Annotated in this window: 16 protein-coding genes, 1 pseudogene and 1 riboswitch; of the genes and pseudogenes, 9 read left to right on the top strand and 8 right to left on the bottom strand. The window is 69.3% G+C overall.

Translation table 11 applies throughout. The features are described from left to right. Positions 1–63 precede the first annotated feature (63 nt). Positions 64–160: riboswitch (TPP riboswitch) on the top strand. The 4 genes from V8688_RS07240 to V8688_RS07225 all read left to right on the top strand — a co-directional run bounded on the left by V8688_RS07240 (position 151) and on the right by V8688_RS07225 (position 3592). Continuing rightward, positions 151–858: a TenA family protein gene (locus tag V8688_RS07240; protein WP_342800457.1), complete on the top strand. Its 708-nt coding sequence runs from the start codon at positions 151–153 to the stop codon at positions 856–858. (Overlaps the previous riboswitch by 10 nt.) After that, on the top strand, positions 855–1877 hold the full coding sequence (locus tag V8688_RS07235; protein WP_342800456.1) for an ABC transporter substrate-binding protein: 1023 nt from the start codon (positions 855–857) through the stop codon (positions 1875–1877). Before V8688_RS07240 ends, V8688_RS07235 begins: the two co-directional genes overlap by 4 nt. Positions 1878–1941: 64 nt before the next feature. Then, a complete protein-coding gene (locus V8688_RS07230; RefSeq protein WP_218718112.1) occupies positions 1942–2793 on the top strand; it encodes an ABC transporter permease in 852 nt (283 codons plus the stop codon). After that, complete coding sequence (locus V8688_RS07225) at positions 2786–3592, top strand: ABC transporter ATP-binding protein (RefSeq protein ID WP_342800455.1); 807 nt, start codon at positions 2786–2788, stop codon at positions 3590–3592. The genes V8688_RS07230 and V8688_RS07225 overlap by 8 nt, the downstream gene beginning before the upstream one ends. 33 nt (positions 3593–3625) lie before the next feature. On the opposite strand, the gene V8688_RS07220 is transcribed toward V8688_RS07225, so the two are convergent. The 3 genes from V8688_RS07220 to V8688_RS07210 form a co-directional block, all read right to left on the bottom strand. Then, positions 3626–4108, bottom strand: a complete 483-nt coding sequence (locus tag V8688_RS07220) for a nuclear transport factor 2 family protein (protein WP_218718114.1) — start codon at positions 4106–4108, stop codon at positions 3626–3628. 110 nt (positions 4109–4218) lie between these two features. Further along, the gene (locus V8688_RS07215; protein WP_342800454.1) at positions 4219–5595 is read right to left on the bottom strand and encodes an FAD-binding oxidoreductase; all 1377 of its coding nucleotides are present in this window, start codon (positions 5593–5595) and stop codon (positions 4219–4221) included. A gap of 37 nt (positions 5596–5632) precedes the next feature. After that, complete coding sequence (locus tag V8688_RS07210; RefSeq protein WP_218718115.1) at positions 5633–5989, bottom strand: hypothetical protein; 357 nt, start codon at positions 5987–5989, stop codon at positions 5633–5635. Between the two features lie 143 nt (positions 5990–6132). Here V8688_RS07210 and V8688_RS07205 point away from each other — a divergent pair, with 143 nt between their 5' ends. Further along, the gene (locus V8688_RS07205; RefSeq protein WP_342800453.1) at positions 6133–9018 is read left to right on the top strand and encodes an AAA family ATPase; all 2886 of its coding nucleotides are present in this window, start codon (positions 6133–6135) and stop codon (positions 9016–9018) included. Here V8688_RS07205 and V8688_RS07200 read toward each other — a convergent pair. From V8688_RS07200 to V8688_RS07180, 5 genes are all read right to left on the bottom strand, one after another. After that, positions 9015–9311, bottom strand: a complete 297-nt coding sequence (locus V8688_RS07200) for a DUF4242 domain-containing protein (protein WP_218718117.1) — start codon at positions 9309–9311, stop codon at positions 9015–9017. The two genes, V8688_RS07205 and V8688_RS07200, sit on opposite strands and share 4 nt — an antisense overlap. Positions 9312–9542: 231 nt before the next feature. Next, positions 9543–10766, bottom strand: a complete 1224-nt coding sequence (locus V8688_RS07195; protein WP_342800452.1) for a cytochrome P450 — start codon at positions 10764–10766, stop codon at positions 9543–9545. A gap of 97 nt (positions 10767–10863) precedes the next feature. Further along, the gene (locus tag V8688_RS07190) at positions 10864–12045 is read right to left on the bottom strand and encodes a cytochrome P450 (protein WP_316575388.1); all 1182 of its coding nucleotides are present in this window, start codon (positions 12043–12045) and stop codon (positions 10864–10866) included. A gap of 374 nt (positions 12046–12419) precedes the next feature. Further along, positions 12420–13316: a hypothetical protein gene (locus tag V8688_RS07185; protein WP_342800451.1), complete on the bottom strand. Its 897-nt coding sequence runs from the start codon at positions 13314–13316 to the stop codon at positions 12420–12422. A gap of 74 nt (positions 13317–13390) precedes the next feature. Then, positions 13391–14194, bottom strand: coding sequence for a DUF4239 domain-containing protein (locus tag V8688_RS07180; protein ID WP_342800450.1), 804 nt, complete (start codon positions 14192–14194; stop codon positions 13391–13393). 412 nt (positions 14195–14606) lie between these two features. On the opposite strand from V8688_RS07180, the gene V8688_RS07175 reads away from it, so the two are divergent. From V8688_RS07175 to V8688_RS07160, 4 genes and pseudogenes are all read left to right on the top strand, one after another. Next, the gene (locus tag V8688_RS07175; RefSeq protein WP_342800483.1) at positions 14607–14972 is read left to right on the top strand and encodes a BlaI/MecI/CopY family transcriptional regulator; all 366 of its coding nucleotides are present in this window, start codon (positions 14607–14609) and stop codon (positions 14970–14972) included. Continuing rightward, complete coding sequence (locus tag V8688_RS07170; RefSeq protein WP_342800449.1) at positions 14969–15919, top strand: M48 family metalloprotease; 951 nt, start codon at positions 14969–14971, stop codon at positions 15917–15919. Before V8688_RS07175 ends, V8688_RS07170 begins: the two co-directional genes overlap by 4 nt. 126 nt (positions 15920–16045) lie before the next feature. Beyond that, complete coding sequence (locus V8688_RS07165) at positions 16046–17992, top strand: peptidase (protein ID WP_218718121.1); 1947 nt, start codon at positions 16046–16048, stop codon at positions 17990–17992. Between the two features lie 167 nt (positions 17993–18159). Then, positions 18160–18358, top strand: a pseudogene (locus V8688_RS07160) (hypothetical protein); the annotation flags it as partial.

The following is an 18358-nucleotide window of genomic DNA, read 5'->3' as shown; positions in this document are numbered from 1 at the left end:
AGCGGGACTGCGCGCGCACCCGGGCGGCGTCCGCGTGTCGGTGGTCGCTGCTAGTGTCGGTCGAGTTCCGACACGGGGTGTCTCGCGACCGCGAGGCTGAGAACAGACCCGCTGAACCTGTTCAGGTAATGCTGACGAAGGGATGTCACGGTGTTGCGCGCCCACACCACAAATACCGGCTTGTTCACCGATCACCTCTGGGACCGGACCAAGGTCCTGCGCAGCGCGATCGACGAGCTGGAATTCCTGCGCCACCTCGGCGAGGGCACGTTGCCGCTCGAGGTGTTCCGCACCTACATCGAGCAGGATTCGCTGTATCTGACCGGGTATTCGAAGGCGCTGGCGATCCTGGCCGCCAAGTCACCGGACCCGCGGACGGCGGCGTTCTGGGCGACCTCGTCCGCCAACGCGGCCGCGGTCGAGTCGGCCATGCACGATCAGATGCTCACCGGTGGAGCGCTGCCCCCGCGGCAGGGCGACGCGGAGCATTCGCAGACCTGCCTCGCCTACGTGTCCTTCCTGATCGCCGCGGCCGCGACCGAGTCCTACGCCGTCGCCGCGGCGGCCGTGCTGCCCTGCTTCTGGATCTACGCCGACGTGGGCCGCGGCTTGGCCGAGAGCGCCGCGAAGGTGATCGCGACCGATCCCGCCCATCCGTACGCCCAGTGGGTCAGCACCTACGGCGCGGCGGAGTTCCAGCAGTCCGCGGCCACGGCCCGCTCGCTGGTCGACGCCGCCGCCGACTCGGCGAGCGAGCAGGAGCGCGCGGCGATGGAGAAGGCGTTCGTCCTCGCCGTGCGCTACGAGTTGATGTTCTGGGACACCGCCCTGCATCCGCAGCCCTGGCCTGCCGCATGAGCGGGCGTCTTCGCCGCGCGTTCGCGGTCATGGCCACCACCGTCGCGGCGCTGTCGCTGCTGACCGCCTGCGGTTCGGGCGGCGGCTCCGATCAGACGATTCGGTTCGCGCTGGACTGGACGCCCAACACCAACCATGCCGGGCTCTACGTCGCGTTGCAGCGCGGCTATTTCGCCGACGCCGGCCTGGATGTGCAGGTCCTGCCGTACAACAACACCTCGGTCGATACGATGATCGACGCCGGCAACGCGGAATTCGGGATCAGTACCCACAATTCGTCGACCTTCGCCCGCGCGTCGGGCGCGCAGGTCAAGTCGGTGCTCGCGCCGCTGCAGCACTGGGCGACGGGCATCGGGGTGCGCGCCGATCGCGCCGACCTCGCGAGCCCGAAGGATCTCGACGGCAAGACCTACGCCGGCTTCGGCGACCCGGGTGAGCGGGAGGCGCTGCAGCAGGTCATCCGCAACGACGGTGGCCGCGGCGATTTCACCTCGGTGGTGCTGGGTTCGTCGGCCTACGAAGCGGTCTACTCCGGCAAGGCGGACTTCACTGTCTCGTACCTGGCGTGGGAAGGGATCGAGGCCGAACACCACGGCACCCCGATGCGATACTTCCGCTACACCGACTTCGGTTTCCCGGATTCCTACGCGATCGTGATCGATGCCAACGAGGGCTGGCTGGCCCAGAACCCGGACCGCGCCGCGAAATTCGTGCAGGCGCTGCAACGCGGCTACCAGTTCGCCGCGGACAACCCGGACGCGGCGGCGCAGGATCTCATCACCGCCAACCCGGGCGCGTTCACCGACGAGAAGCTGGTCTTCGAGAGCCAGCGCATGCTGGCCGAACAGTTCATGAAGGATGCCCAGGGCACGGTGGGCACCCAGACGGTGGAGCAGTGGTCGGCCAATTCCGGCTTCCTGTACCGGAGCGGCCTGCTGACCGGCCCCGATGGCAAGCCGCTGACCACCGAACCCGACTGGTCGACCTATTTCACCGATGAGTACCTCGCCGACCGGTGAGCTGNGACCGGCCCCGATGGCAAGCCGCTGACCACCGAACCCGACTGGTCGACCTATTTCACCGATGAGTACCTCGCCGACCGGTGAGCTGCCCGTAGCCGCGTCGTCGCCGGCCCCCACCGGCGACGACGGCGGGACGGCGCGCTGGGCCGGGATCCGGTGGGCGATACCGTCGTTCGTCACGGTGGCGGCGCTCGTCGCCGGCTGGCAGGTCTACGTCACCAGCAGCGGTGTCCGACCGCAGGTGCTGCCGTCGCCGCTGCGGGTGGTCCAGCAGGGGTGGGCGCACCGGGACGAGATCCTGTCCCACGCCGCCGCGACGTTGCAGGTGACGTTGGCCGGGTTCGCGGTGTCGCTGACGCTGGCGTGGGTGCTGGCGGTGATCGTCGACTTCTCGCCGTGGCTGCGGCGGGCGCTGGTGCCGCTGTTCGTCGCGTCGCAGACCGTGCCGATCGTGGCGATCGCACCGTTGATGATCATCTGGTTCGGGTTCGGTCTCCTGCCGAAGATCCTGGTGGTCGCGCTGGTCACCTTCTTCCCGATGGCCATCGGCCTGATCGAGGGATTCGCCGCGGCCGACCGCGACGCGGGCGCGCTGCTGCGGAGCATGGGCGCCTCCCGGTGGCAGGAGTTCCGGTATGTGCGACTACCGTCCGCCCTGCCACGGTTCTTCACGGCGCTGCGGATCGGGATCACCTATGCCGTCGTCGGCGCGGTGTTCGCCGAGTACGTCGGCGCGAGTGCCGGTCTCGGCATCTATATGAGCCTGCAGAAGAATTCGTTCCGCACCGACCTGGTGCTGGCGGCGGTGCTGGTCACGGCGCTGCTGAGCATCGCGCTCTACCTGTCGACCTTCGCGATCGAACGCCTCGTCGCGCCGTGGTCGCGCGCGCAGAACAGGAGCCGACGTGACTGACGCCGAGCGCGACCGCATCGTCGTCGACAGTCTCACCAAGTCGTTCCCGCAACCCGGTCGGCGCAGCCCGGACCTCGCGGTGCTGGGCGGGGTGTCGTTCACCGTCCGATCGGGCGAGTTCGTCACCGTCATCGGACCGAGCGGGTGCGGCAAGAGCACCGTGTTCAACATGCTGGCCGGACTCGAATCCCCCGACTCCGGCAGCGTCGGCTTCCGCGCGGCCGACGGCGAGGACACCGCGTCGCACTGCGCCTACATGCCGCAGAAGGACCTGCTGTTCCCCTGGCGATCGGTGCTGGACAACACCATCCTCGGTTTACGTGTCCAGGGCGTCCCGAAAGCGGAGGCGCGGCGCCGGGCCGGCGCGCTGTTCCCGGTCTTCGGGCTGTCCGGCTTCGAGGACGCCCGCCCGTCCCAGCTGTCGGGTGGGATGCGGCAGCGGGCCGCGCTGCTGCGGACTGTCGTCCAGGAGCGCGAACTGCTGTTGCTCGACGAACCCTTCGGGGCACTCGACTCCCTGACCCGCACCGAGATGCAGTCGTGGCTGCAGGAGGTCTGGCAGCGCTACCGCTGGATGGTCTTGATGATCACCCACGATGTCCGTGAGGCGGTCTATCTGTCGGACCGCGTGATCGTGCTGTCGGCCCGCCCGGCCACCGTGCGCCACGAACTGCGCATCGACCTGCCGCGCCCGCGCGGACTGTCCATGATCACCGCGCCCGAGTTCGTCGCGCTGGAGGAGGAACTCCTCGCGATCCTGCACGAGGAGTCGCGCCGGGCGCTCACCGAACAGCGCTGACGCGACCGACCGACGGTCTGCCCACCACGGTGGTCAGTGCTCGAGCGAAGGGTCCCACCGGTTGGCGAGCATCGTGAAGCTCGGGAGGTCCGCCAGCGAGGTCGATGCCTCGTAGATGCGCTCGTAGCGTGTCGAGGCGATCCGCCACGCACCGTCCGGGTCGCGACGATAGGTGTCGGAATAGTATCCGCCGCCGCGGATCTGGACCTTCGCGTCCGGCACCAGGACGGTGTCCTCGAACGCCCAGGAACCCCGCGCGGTATCACCGTCGACGTCGATCTCGGGATGGTTGGCGATGTGGACCGTGACGATCCCGGGCCCGAGGTTCTGCTCCATGAACGCCACGACACGGGCCCGGCTGTCGAAATGCAGCGGCTCGGCCATGGCCTGGGTGCCATAGCGCGCGGAGATGTCCTCGGCGAGACAGTCCGCGAATTCGTCCCACAGTTTCAGGTCGAGTGTGCGGAAGTACCGGTGCTTGAGACGCTTGATCTCCTCGATCGCGACAAGGTCCATGGCCGGAGTGTAGAACGTGTTCTAGATCGAATGCGCGGAATGCCCATCACCGCGGTCCGAGCCGGGTGCCGGCAGGCCCGGCCGCAGCCCTCGCGGGCCCGGTGATCGCGTTATCCGGCCGGGGCGATGTTCTGATTGAGATGGAACAGGTTGGCCGGGTCGTAGGCCTTCTTGACCGCCGCCAAACGGTCGTAGTTCGGGCCGTAGTTGGCGCGGATGCGGCTCTGGTCGTCGGAGGCCATGAAGTTGATGTAGCCGCCGTCGGCGGTGTGCGGTTCGAGCGCGGCGTGGTAGTCGCGCACCCACTCGGTATTGGATTCGTTGTCGATCGGGTCCGGCCACATACCGGCGATGACGGGAGCGAAGTTCACGTTTCGGTAGGCGAACGCGGTGGCGTCCACCGCGACGTCGTGCACGGCGCCATCGATCGGGTAGAGGTGCATGGTGGACTGCATGGCGGGGACCCGGGGACCGAACTCGAGGTGGGCGGCGATGGCGCCGTCGGTGAGCTCGGGCTGGAACGCCGCCTTCCAGTAGTGCTGTAGTCCGGCGGGAAGCAGCGCGTCGAAGGCGCTGTTGAGCGCCGGATAGGGCATCCGGCCCACGTGCTCGGCGACCGGCGTCGCGACCGCTCGAAGGTCCGCGAGCAGTGCTTCGCCCTCCTCGTCGCTGCCGTTGAAGCACGAGACCACGAGCATGAAGGGCTCGCCGACCCGGTCTTCGGGGATGAAGGGCAGCGGCGGGGCGATCTGGAAGGCGGGGAAGGCGCCCATCGCGCGCGGTGCCGCGGCGATCCAGTCACGGTAGGTCCGCAACAGTTTCTCGGCGGCGTCGAGCTCGAAGAACATGGGTCCGCCGTAGATGGTGTCCACGGGATGCAGGTCGAACTCCAATTCCGTCACCACTCCGAAGTTGCCGCCGCCGCCGCGCAGTGCCCAGAACAGGTCGGGGTGCTCGGTCGCGTTCGCCGTCACGAAGGTGCCGTCGGCCAGGACCACGTCGGCGGATCGGAGGTTGTCGATGGACAGACCGTAGGCACGGGCGAGGTACCCGATTCCGCCGCCGAGGGTCAGACCGGCCACGCCGGTGGTCGAGATGATCCCGCCGGTGGTGGCGAGGCCGAAGGTGTGCGCGGCGTGGTCGAAGTCGCCCCAGGTGCAGCCGGCCTGTACTCGGGCGATCCGCCGCTCGGGATCGACGCGGATGCCCTTCATCGCGGAGAGGTCCACGACGATGCCGTCGTCGACGGTGCCGAAACCGGGGACACTGTGGCCGCCGGCGCGAACGGCCAGGTCGAGTCCGCTCTCCCGGGCGGCGTCGACGGTGGTGCGCACGTCGGCGACGTCGACGGCGCCGACGATCGCGAGAGGCGTGCGGTCGATCATCCCGTTGTAGACCGAGCGCGCCCGGTCGTAGCCAAGCGACTGCGCCGTGATCACCTCACCGCGAACCGCTTCGAGCATGGTCAGTGCCGGCGTGCCGTTCATGTCTGCTCCTGGAGGTCGAGTCGAGCCGGTGCGGCGATCAGCCGCGCAGTACGTGGTCGTGGAACTGGCGCATCTGCGCCACCGGACCGACCTCGAGGAAGACGGCTCCCCCGGCGGAGGTGGCGGTGTGCCCGGCCGGCCAGTAATAGACCTCTCCGGCGTTCGCCGTCTCCACCGTGCCGTCGGCGTGCTCGAGCCGCAACGACCCGGCCAGCACGATTCCCCAGTGCGGGCAGGGGCACCGGTCGTCGGGAAGACCGTGCAGGACGGGGCCGAAATCGGTCCCGGCCGGCACGCTGGCGTGCCGGATCGCCATGTCGCCCCACTCGATGTACCGGGTCACCAACTCGCCCTGGGCGACCTCGATGGGCAGGTCCTCGATCGGCGTTGCCATGGCGTGCTCCTCGGTCGGCGTTACCTGTGACGCTACGGAGCGCCCGCCCGGTGCGCCTGACCTGATCTGATCGAATCGGCGTCGCCGCGAGGGGGTCAGATCGGACTATCTCCGTGGTCGTCGAATCCGGCTATGGTCGAGAAGTGACGGAATCGGCTCCGCCGAGAAGTGGCACGGCCTTTGTCGGCCGCCGCGCGGAAGTCGCGCGGCTCGAGGCCGTCTGGGCCGCGGTCGAGGACGATCGGCGACAGGTCGTCTTCGTAGGCGGCGAGCCCGGCGTCGGCAAGACCCGGCTGGTGAGCGAGGCGGCCGCGGCGCTGCGCGCGCACGGTGCCACGGTGCTGTGGGGTGCGTGTCGGGAAGACCTCGACATTCCGTACCGGCCCTTCGTCGCGATTCTCGAGCAGGCGATCGAACAGACCCCGCCGGAAATCCTGCGGACTATCGCGCCCGCGGCGGCAGCCCCGCTGCTGCGCCTGACCACCAGCGTGTCGCGGTACTGGCCGTCGGCCGAACCGAACCCGGGCGACCGAGACTCCCGGCCCGTGCTGTTCGACGCTCTCCTGCGGGTACTGCTGGCGACCATCGAGCGCCGCCCCCTGGTCATCGTCCTCGAGGATTTGCAGTGGGCTTCGGAACCGACGCTGGCGATGCTGTCTCATCTGGTCGAGTCCACGGCCGGTGAGCGGCTACTCGTGTTGGCGACCCTCCGCACGACCGCCCCGGATCGCACCGACGCGGTCAGCTTCGCGCTGGCCGATCTGCATCGTCTCGACGGTGTCGCCCGGATCGACCTCGTCGGCCTGAGCACCGACGACGTGGCCGAGTATCTCGTTCGCGCCGCCGGGGTGTCCCGCGCGTCGGCGAGATCGGCAGCGCCGGTGCTGCGTGACCACACCGGCGGGAACCCGTTCTTCCTCCAGGAGTACTGGCACGATCTGGCCGGCCGTGGCGGTCTGACCGCGGTCCGTTCCGGCGTCGCCGCCCCACGTTCGGTCCAGGATGCACTCGCTCGCAGGCTGGCGGCCTTCGATGTGCGCCACGCACGCGTGATCGAGCTGGCCGCGGTCGCCGGCGACGTCGTCGACCCCGAGGCCCTGTCCGACGGACTCGATTCGACCGAGGTCCTCGCGGGGATCGACTTCGGCGTGCGCGCGGGCCTGCTCGTCGCGGGTGCGGCAGACGGCGACTATCGGTTCGCGCATGCCCTGGCTCGTCAGGCCGTGCTCGACCGGATGTCGGCCGGCGACCTGGCGGCCGCGCACGCGCGGGTCGCCGTGGCCGTCGAGAAGCGGGACCCGACGCGGGTGGCCGCGCTGGCCCATCACTACTTCCGGGCGCGCGCCCTGGGACACGCGGACAAGGCCGTGCACTACTTGGTACTCGCCGCCCGCCAGGCCGAGCGCGGGATCGCCCATCGCGAGGCGGCCGTGCTGTACGAGCGCGCGGCGCAGGTGCGCGTCGCGCGAGGACCGACCCGGGTCGAACTCCTCTCGGCGGCGGCGCGCTGTCACCTGCACGGTGGTGACTTCCCGACCGCCCGTCGGCTCTACGAAGAGCTCGCCACGGATGGGGACCCGCGTGTCCGGCTGACGGCCGCGATCGGACACGAGGACGCGTCGTGGCGGCCCTCCGCGAGCGGGGAGCGTTCGCTGACGCTGCTGAGTGAGGCATTGCATGCCGCGAAGCTGGACCACGACGATCCGCTGTCGGTCCGCGCCCGCGCGAGCATGGGACGGGCCGCGTCGTTCACCGGCGATTTCCGGCGGGCTCGCCGGATCGGCGAGGACGCGTTGACGCGGGCCAGGACCATCGACGACCCGGAGCTGACCGCGCATGCCCTGTGCACGACGCTGTGGCAAGGCCTGCGCCCGGACCTGGCGCCCGAGCTGCTGGCGCGGGCGGTCGAGCTCAACGCGATCGGTGCGCGCCTCGGTGACGACGACTACCGGGGGCCCGCCGCCTTCCACCGCGCGGTGTTCGCCTACCTTCTCGGCGACGAGGCGGCGTGGAGCGGTGCCCAACGCGATCTGACCGAGTTGGCGCTGGCCCGCGGACAGCCGTTCTTCCGGTACGTCGCGGGATGCTCGCGCTGCGCGCACCGGTTCGCCGTCGGGGACTTCGCGGGCACCGAGCGGATCAGCGACTGGCTCGACGACCAGTTCGCCCACGAGTTCGGCGGCGCGACCGAGGGGTCATGGGGCGTGCAACAGTTCATGCTCCGGCGGGTCACCGGCGGCCTGGAACAGATTCGTCCGCTCATCTCCGGGCACGAGAGCTTCGACGATCACTGGTTGCCTGGCTTGCTGGCCCTGTACACGGAACTGGAGATGTGGGAGGCGGCCGCGCGCGTGCTGACCTGTCTGTGCGACCGGCTCGGCGATCACCGCTTCGGGGCGCAATGGGCGGGGGTGCTGGCGTTCGCCGCCGAGGCGGCGGTCCGGCTCGACGACACCGCGGTCGCGGCGACGCTGCGCCCGTTGCTGGCCGAGTACACCGGCGCCAATCTGATGGCGGGCGCGAGCGTCGCGGTTTTCGGCAGCGCTGATCGCTATCTGGGCGAGCTGGACTCCGTGCTCGACGCGCCCGGCGCCGATCGGCACTTCGAGCGGGCGCTCGCGATGGACCGCCGGATGGGCGCGGTGACCCATCAGGCCGAGACCCTGGCTGCCTGGTGCAGGCACCGGCTCCGGCACCCCGATGCCGTGTCGGGGCCGGCCGCCGTCGACCTCGCCACCGAGGCCCGCGCCCTGGCGCGACGGATCGGGCACCGCCGTATTCTGCGGGATCTGGACGCCGATCCCGCTCCCCGTTCCGAGCACGTCCCGCTCCCGAACGGGCTGACCGACCGCGAGGTGGATGTGCTCCGTCTGGTCGCCGATGGTCTGTCCAATCGCGAGATCGGTGAGCGGTTGTTCATCAGCGCCAACACTGCCGCCAACCATGTGCGCAGCATCCTGATCAAGACGGGCGCGCCGAACCGCACCAGGGCCGCGATCTTCGCCACCGAACACGGACTGCTGTTCTAGCCGGTGACCGGCCCGTCCGCGGTCGACAGCGGCGCGAAGGCGCCGTCGGGTGTGACGGTACCGGACAGTTCCAGGATGGCGTCGGCGGGAATGCCCGCCCGGACCGCGGCGGCGCGGATCGCCTCGACGTTGTCGGCCTCGTAGAGGCAGAAGGTCTTGCGTTTGTCCAGCGACAGGAAGGAACTGAGCCAGCGCACGCCGAACTCGTCGTTGATCCGATTGATCTCCGCGGCGGTCTCCGGGGCCACCTCGAGCTGTTCGGCGAATTGCCGCTCCACGATGAATACCGGCATCGACTGCGCCCCTTGATCGTGCTCGGGCGGCGGCCGCACGGTGCACCGGCCCGAACGGCGGTCCCCGATTCACGGTACCAAGGCCGCCGGGCGCTGTTCAACGTTCCGCGCGGACCGACGGCGCGGGACTTGCCGCCCGCGCCGACCCGAGCACCCGTCGATCGCCACGACGATGGTGATGCCCGACTCCGCCCCGCCGCCGAAGGACGGCGCGGAGCGGCGACCTTCGACCTAGTCCGCGTGCAGATACACCGGAACAGCGGCGTGCCCGTTGGAGATGAAACTGGGCATCGGCGCCAGCTCGGCCGGGCTCGTGGCCAGGCGCATTCCCGGGAATCGATCGAACAGCGCGGGCAGGGCGACGGCCGCTTCGAGCCGGGCCAGTGACGCGCCGATGCAGTGGTGTGCGCCGTGGCCGAAGGCGAGATGCTGGTCGCGGGTGGCCCGGGTCGGGTCGAACTCGGCGGTGGTGGCGCCGTGGACCTTCGGATCGCGGCTGGCACCCGCGTAGGAGGCCAGGATGGCTTCGCCCTTGCTGATCCGATGCCCGCCGTCGACGTCGATGTCCTCGACCGCGTACCGCAGGGGCAGGTGCGCCACCGGGGCCTGGTAGCGCAGGGTCTCCTCCACCACGTCGGCCCACGACACCCGGCCCTCGGCCACCGCGGCGCGCTGCTCGGGATGGGTGAGCAGCGCGACGATCGCCTGATCGAGCAGGTTGACCGTCGTCTCGTGGCCGGCGTTGATGACCAGCATCAACGTGTCGACGAGTTCCTTCTCCGACAGGTGGGAATCGTCGTCGTCGCGCGTGGCGATCAGCACGCTGGTCACGTCGTCACCGGGGTGCTCGCGCCGATAGGCGACGAGTTCGCCGATCAATCCGTACATTTCGAGGTAGTTGGCCTGCGCCTGCTCGGCGGTGAACGAACCGTCGAAGAAGCCGTCCACACACTTGTGCAGCGCGGGTCCCAGCCCGTCCGGTACACCGACCAGTTCGGTGATGACCCGGATGGGGACCGGATAGGCGAAGCCGCTGCGCAGATCGACCGGCTCGCCCGCAGGGACGGCTGCCAGCGCGTCGAGCAGGCTCTCGGTGATCTCGGCGATGCGCGGGCGAAGCGCGGTACTGCGACGGTGGCTGAACGCCGGGGAGACCAACCGGCGCAGCCTGCGGTGATCGGCGCCGTAGGCGGTGAACATGTTGTCCACCGCCACCCACGGCAGCAGCGGCCAGGCCTCGGTGATCTCGCCGTTGATGAACGACATCCAGTGCTGCCTGGGGTCTTTCGATACGCGGGGGTCGGCGAGCAGGCTCCGGAGCACGGCCTGGTCGGTGACCGACCAGGCGGGCACCCCACCGGGCAGCTCGACCAGCGTCACCGGGCCGCGCTGCTGAATGCGCGCCGACTCACTTTGGATATCGGCACCGGTGGTATCCAGCACGATCGGTTCCATGACATTCTCCTTCATATCAGGGACCGCGGCCCGTGATCGATAGTGCCGCAGCCTGTTTCGGCCGCGTGGTGGGCAACTTACCGCGCGGCCGGACCGCTCAGGGGACGAACAGCGGCGCCGACGGCGGGAAGTCGATCGGCAGCGTCGTCATCGCGCGGTGGAAAGGCCCCGGCCGCCAGGCGATCTCCGCCACGGGCACGGCCAGGGTCAGGTCGGGCAGCACGTCGAGCAGTTGGTCCAGCGCGTCCTGGGCGATCTGATAGGCGACCGAGCGAGCGGGGCAGGCGTGCGGGCCCGCGCCCCAGGCGAGGTGGGACCGGTTGCCGTTGCGGTCGCCCTGGGTGATCGACGGGTCGTTGTTGCACGCGGACAGGCTGATCACCACCGGCTGGTTGGCGGGCAGCCACACGTCGTCGATCATGACCGGCTGCCGCGGATAGGTGGTGCAAAAGTTCGCCATCGGCGGGTCCAGGAACAACACCTCGTCGAGGGCGTCGCGCGTGGACAGACTGCCCGCGATCACACCGCCGCCGAATCGGGAGTCGGTCAGGATGAGCAGCAGCGCGTTGCTGATGAGGTTCTGCATCGGCTCGATACCCGCGCCGTAGAAACTGATCAGGTTGTAGAGCATCTCCTCGTCGTCGAGACCCGCGCTGTGGTGGGCCAGCCGCGAGGTCAGGTCGTCGCCCGGGTTCGCGCGGCGCAGGGTGATCAGCTCGATCAGCGCCGCCGACAGATGCTCCATGCCCCAGGCCGCGTTCACGGTGTCGAACAGCGCGGCCATGCCGGTGGCCACCCGCTGTCCCAGCTCCGGGGTGCACCCGACCACCCGGTTGAGCGTCTCGAAGACCAGCGGAAACGCGTACTGGGTTAACACATCCGCCGAACCCGCCGCACAGAACGAATTGATCAGTGAGATCGCGATCTGTTCCACGGTCGCGTGCAGGGCGTGGTGGTCGATGGAGTCGATCGCGGCGACGTAGGCCTGCCGATAGCGAGCGTGGACCGGCCCGGAATTGCGCAGCGCGTTCGGGTACCACTGCATCATCGGCCGCACCGGGCAGTCCTCGGGAATGCTGTCCTGCCACGGCCGCGGATCGGCCGGAAAGTTGTCGGGGTCGTTGAGGATTCGCACCGCGGTGCGATACCCGAGCACCAGGTTGGCCGGGACGTCCGGCGACAGCTCGATCGGCGCTATCGCCCCGTACTTTTCGCGCATGGCGCGGTAGTTCCCGTGCGGATCGGCGGCGAACTCGGGCGCGTAGACGTGCCCCTGCACCGGGCAACCAGCATCCTGCTCGGCGTACGACGACCGCGGCGCGAGCCGACGGGAGACATGGACGTCCTCCACAGACAGTGTTCCTTCCCGAGGGACGGCAGGTGTACCCGAGCTCTGCCATCAACACATCGCGACGACACTGCCACACCGGTGGAACCGCCCGGATCGGCGCGACATACCGGTCGGTAACAGTTCAGGTCCTCGCGCTGTCAGGAAACTTCCTGTCCCCCAACGCTGTTACTTGCGCCGACTCGTCATCGAGCACTCGCTCGCCGGGTCGGTGGGGGCCGCGGAGTGGGACATCATCCGAGGGACATGTCCCGTTACCCACCGTCCGGCTCGACTGGCAGTGCCGCGGGCGGCGGGTACGGCCTCTATCGGCCACGCAGGCGAGCACGCGCGCCTGCGATGATCGTGACGATCATGACCGTCATCACCTGGAGCGCGGTGAGCGGAGCCGCGGGCGGCGCCTGCACAGGTGCGGCGTAGTCGACCCGGGGCGACGACAGCGCCGGCGGCGGAATCGCCGCGGGGATCGAGGGGATCACCTCGGGCAGTCGCACCGGGACCGGGACGACAGGCGGCGCCACCACCGGGTCCGGCGGAATGGCCAGCGGGATGCCGGGCTCCGGCGCACCCGGGACCGGCAGCAACAGCAGGCAGGTCAGCACGGCGCTGCCGGTCGCGGCGCTGCCGACCGCCGCACTGCCCGCACCGGCCGAGCCCGAGCCGACGAGTCCGCTGGAACCGACGCCGATCAGGCTCGACCCCGTGCCGCTGCCGGTGACGATCGCGGACCCCAGCGCGGCGCTGCCGACCGCCGCGCTGCCGACACAGGCGGGAAGCACGAAGTCGGGGTTGGGGAGCAGCAGACCGCCCAGCGTGCCCGGGCCGGCGACGGCAGTCCTCGGTGCGGGATCGAGCGAGGACTCGGCTGCCCCGGGCACCCCGCTCGAATCGGTCATCGCGTGGTCGCCGCCGGCGCCGCCGGGAAATCCCGGACCGAGACCGAGATCTCGCCCGACCGGCGGATTCGGGAGCATCCCCGCCGCACTGCCGGTCGATGCCGCCGACCAGCCCGGCTCACTCGCGGCGCCGCTGCCGGTGCCGAGCCCCAGCTCCAGCCCACCGGTTGGTCCGTCGCCCGGCGCGGCCTCGGTACCCGGAGCCGCACTGCCGCTGACGATCTCGTCGATGGTCGGGAGTCCCGGGGCAGCCGAACCCGGTGCAGCGTGAACGGCGAGCACAGCCGCGGCCACCGACAACGCCATCGATCCTCGTACCGCTGTTCGCATCCCGCCCACCGTGCCTCCGATCGCCCAGTACTGATCGCCGTGTGCCCCGGTCAACGAGGAATTTCGCCGCCGGCGGGTTGTTCCGCGGCGAGGTCCTGGAAGCGCGCGAGCGCGAGTTCGTAGGCGTCCTTGGCGACGTGATTCCCGCCGGCGAACGGCTGATCCAGTTGGTAGACAGCCAGAATCACCGCACCGATCACCAGGCCGAACACTCCGGTCATGAGGATGCTGCGCTTGGTGACCACGACACCGGAGAAGACGGTGCCGAACAGCAGCATGGCGGTCGCGAACCACAAGGCGAGGTAGAGGAACCCGGGCAACCGGTAGCCGGCGTCGAGGCCACGGTCGAAGCGGGCATCGGTGATCGCCGCGACGGCGGCGGCCGTCTCGTCCTGGACGGCCTTCGCGTCGGCGGTGCCGGCGGGCACGGCGTCCACGGTCTCCCGCAGTTCATCCAGAGTCGCCTGGGTCGACGCGCTCAGCCGGCGCTGTTCGTCCATGACCTGCCACTCCTCGTCGATCACCTGCCGGGTGTAGGCGGTGACCAGGCCCTGGATCTTCTCCCGATCCGGCTCGGGCATGCTGTTCGCGGACTCGTACACGTTCACCAGGGCCTTGCCCTCCGACACCGTGTGCGCGTGCGAGGTGTCGAACTGCTGCCACAGGATCACCACCACGAACGCCACGATGGCGGCGAAGAACATGTTGACCATGTCCAGTGTCATCGACCCGGCACCGGAATCATCGTCGTGCCGCCATGATTCGGGCCGCACCCGATCCCCCAGCACGAAGATCCCCACCGCGACGGCGACGAAGAGCGCCAATACCGCCAGCTGCAACAGAATTCCGAGCATTCCGCGACTCCGTTCCTGCCGGGATGGAAGCGATCACAGGATATTCGCGGCCGCCGTTCTGCTGGATTGCGTCCGAATCCCTTCCACCACAGCGCTTTACAACCGACCGGTCGCTTTCGGGGCCATTCCCTGCCCGCATTGATGTCGCGTACCGAGCTGCGGTAGCGGAGGTCGACCACGCTCGGACACGTCCGCCGCGGCCCCACGCCTGGAGCCCGGAAAGCTCCGGACAGCCGACACACCGGCGCACAGGTGGCGCGATGACGACCCGGACGCACGGGCTCTCGATGCCGATCGTCGTTCCCGGCGATTCGGCCGAGTAGGTCACCGGAATCGGTAGCGGCCAGTATGTTGTGCCTGCGGTATCGGTGGTCATGGCGATAGCGCGGCGGTGAGAGGGAATGGGGCGATGGTGAAAGGCCTGGGAACGCTGGAGAACCAGGTGATGGCGGTGCTGTGGGACGTTCCGGACGCGCTGTCGGTGCACGATCTGGTCGACCAGATCGGCCGGGAGCAACGGACCCCCGCCTACACCACGGTCCTGACGGTGGTGACGCACCTCTGGGAGAAGGGCTGGGTTCGACGGGAGAAGATCGGTCGGCGCTACCGGTATCGCCCCAGTCGTTCCCGCGCGGAAGCGACCACCGATCTGCTGCGTGAGATCCTCGATGCCAGCCCGGACGCGCCCGGCGCGCTGTTGCACCTGGCCCGCACCGCCAGCGAGCGAGAGATCCAAGCCTTGCGGCAGGGACTGTCCGCCGGCGAGGGCGGTCCATGATCCTGCTCATCGCGCTGGTGGCGGCCGGAACGATGCTGGCGCTGGTCGCGCCGGCGGTGCTGCTCCGCATCGACTTCGGTGCCGCGCCGGTGGTGGGAATCGTGGCCTGGGTGGGTGCGATGTCCGCGACGATCGGGCTCGGCATGCTGGCGTTGGCCGCGCTGGCATGGCCGGGTGACCCGCCGGGAAACTCCCGGGCGGGCGCCCTGGCGCGCAGCCTGGCCGAGGTCGAGCCGATGATCATCACCTGGACCGCGGAACTGATCATGCCCGCCGCGATATGCGGCCTGATCGTGCCGGCCGGACTGGTGGCCCGGGTCGCCGTCGTTCACCGTCGGCACGCGTCGGCGCGGCGCCGACGGCACGCGGAGCTGATCGGGGTGCTCGGCCGCGCCGACCCCGGCGGGGCGGGCGTGGTGTGGCTCGAGCATCCGGTGCCGATGGCGTACAGCGTCGCCGGACACGGCGGGTACGTCGTGGTCACCGACGGGCTCGCGCGGTGCCTGACCCGAGCGCAGTGGCGTGCGGTGCTCGCCCACGAGCACGCGCATCTGCGCGGCCACCACCATCACATCCTCGGGGTATGCCAGGTGCTCGCCGGCGCCTTTCCTCGGATTCCGTTGTTCGCCGCCGCGCCGTCGGCGCTGACGACACTCGTCGAACTGGCCGCCGATCGAGCCGCCGCGACCCGGACCGATCCGCAGTCGCTGGGTTCCGCGCTGCGTGCCGTGGCCGTTCACGGTGCCCCGATGTCGATGTCGACGGTGGATCCGGCCCACGATTCGTTGGCGATGCGGTTGGCCTGTCTGGGCGCCGCACCGAAGTTCCGTTCGGCGTCACGGCGCCGGGCGGCCTGGGCACTGGCGGGGACGATGCTGCTGGTGCCGGCGACGGCGGTGCTCGCGGTCGGGCTCGGCTCGGCGGCAGCGTTTTTGGCCATGATCTGAAACCGCCACCAAAAAACTATGCGCCATAGTATTTTGGCGACGGGCGCGCGGCGACGGGCAACCGTCGCCGCCGTGGGCACCGGCTGCGCCTAAAGTGAAACATCACTATTTCAGAAGTGAGAAGTCTTGCGTTCCACCACCATCCGCACGAGGAGGCGGCCGGCGACGATCCTCGCCGCCGCAGCCCTGGTCGCCGCGGGCCTGGCCGGGTCCAGTTCGGGTTCCGCCACCGCGGACCCCGGACAGACCCGCTATTCGCTGGTCAACGGCTGCTTTCGGATCGACACGCCGGCCGGTCCGCTGGTTCCGGCGGCGGGCCCGTATCGAATGCGTGCGACCACGCTCGGCGAGTACCTGCTCTATGGGCGCGATCATGAGGTTCTGGAAGCATCGGCTTCCACGATCCGGCCCGCCCAGGAGCCCTCCGCCGCCGCCGTATGGACGGTGGACGGTTCCGGGGCAAGCGGATTCACGATCCGCAACACCGCCACCGGAACCTCCTCGCCCGCCACGTTCACCCCGGACACCGGCTGCGCGGAATTTCCCGAGGCTCGGTCGGGCGCCACCGGCACGCCGGGGCCCGGCGCCACGAACGGTCCCATCCAGGGCACCATCGACGCGCACGCGCACATCACCGCCTTCGAATTCATGGGCGGCAATTTCCATTGCGGCCGTCCCTGGCACCCCTACGGGGTGGAGTACGCGTTGCCCGACTGCGCTCGGTACCGCACGGGCACCAACGGTCTGATCGCCGACTTCCTCGATCACGGTGAACCGTTCCACGTTTCCGACACCGCCGGGTGGCCCACCTTCCGCGACTGGCCCAAGCCCTCCGTACTCACCACCGAGGGTGCCTACTGGACCAGCATCGAGCGGTCATGGAAGGCGGGGCTGCGCGTGATGACCGTCGACCTCGTGGACAACGAGTCGCTGTGCACGATGATGACCGACCGCCGAAACCCGTGCGACGACATGGCCTCGGTGCGCATCCAGGCGGCGGGGCTGCGCGCCCTGCAGGACTACATCGATGCCCAAGCCGGCGGGCCCGGGCAGGGATTCTTCCGCATCGCCACCGATCCGGGCGAAGCGCGCCGGATCGCCGAGGCAGGCAAACTCGCCGTGGTCCTCGGCATGGAACTGTCCGATCCGTTGGGGTGCGGAGTCTTTCTCGGTCAGCCGGAATGCACGCGGGCGGACGTGGATCGCTGGTTGGCCGAGCTGCGAAACATCGGCGTCAGCAGCTTCTTCCCGGTGCACAAGTTCGACAATGCGTTCGGCGGCACGAAAATGGATCACGACGTCACCGGCTTGCTGGTCAACGCGGGAAACTTCATGCAGACCGGCACTTTCTGGAATGTGCAGGCCTGCCCCGGCCCCGAACACGACAGCACCCAGCCCTCGATACCGATCGCCGGGCACATCAATCAGTTCCTCGCCAACCTCACCGGACCGTTGATCGGGGGCGCCCCACTCCCCCTGTATCCGGCGGGACCGCACTGTAATGCGCGCGGTTTGACCGACCTGGGAAGCTATCTGATCAACCGGATGATCGACCACGGATTCCTGATCGAGGTCGATCATCTGAGCGAGGCGACCGCCGACCGGGTCATGTCCATCATCGAACAGCGCGGCTATTCCGGTGTCGTGTCCTCCCACGGCTGGGACTCGGAAAAGACCACGGCGCGAGTCTATGCCGCGGGCGGTTTCGCCGTGCCCTACGCCAGCGAACCCGCGACCTTCGTCCGGGCGTGGCGCGATGCCCGCGCCATGCCCCGCCCGAGCGGCGAGTTCGGCTTCGGCTTCGGTTCCGACATGAACGGCATCGCAGGCCAAGGCGCCGCTCCTGGACCGGGCACGATCCGGTATCCGTTCACCTCGCACGACGGACAGGTCAGTTTCGATCGAGAGCGCTGGGGCGAGCGCACATTCGACTTCAACACCGACGGCACCGCCACCTACGGGTCCTACGCCGACTGGCTCGAGGCGGTCCGGATTCTCGGCGGCCCGGAGGTCATGGCCGATGTCTTCCGCGGCGCGGAGATCTTCCTGCGGATGTGGGACGACGCCCGATGACAGCTCACCGCGTCCACGCATCCAGCCGATGAAACCCCGAATCTTCGCCGGAACGACAGTCTTTCCCGTTCCGGCGAACAGCGGTCCGGCACAGCACGTCACCGTGTCGTGACGGACCAGTCGACAACAATCGTCCCGGCCGACTCGCCGGGGCTTGGAGGAAAATCATGATCCGGACTTCACGTCTCGCCGCCGGCGTCGCCACCACCGCTGTGGTGGTGGCCGGTGTCGGTGTCGCACTCGGTTCCGGCACCGCCGCCGCCGAAGGCAATTGTGCGGTGACCAGTCACGCCGAGAAGCAGGACATCAGCACCTGGGGCGTCACGCACGTCTACGACAAGACCGCCAGCGCCGAGCAGATCGGCG

This window comes from Nocardia sp. No.11 (assembly GCF_038752175.1).
GTDB lineage: Bacteria > Actinomycetota > Actinomycetes > Mycobacteriales > Mycobacteriaceae > Nocardia > Nocardia canadensis.
This window is presented reverse-complemented; position numbering and strand designations above follow the sequence as displayed.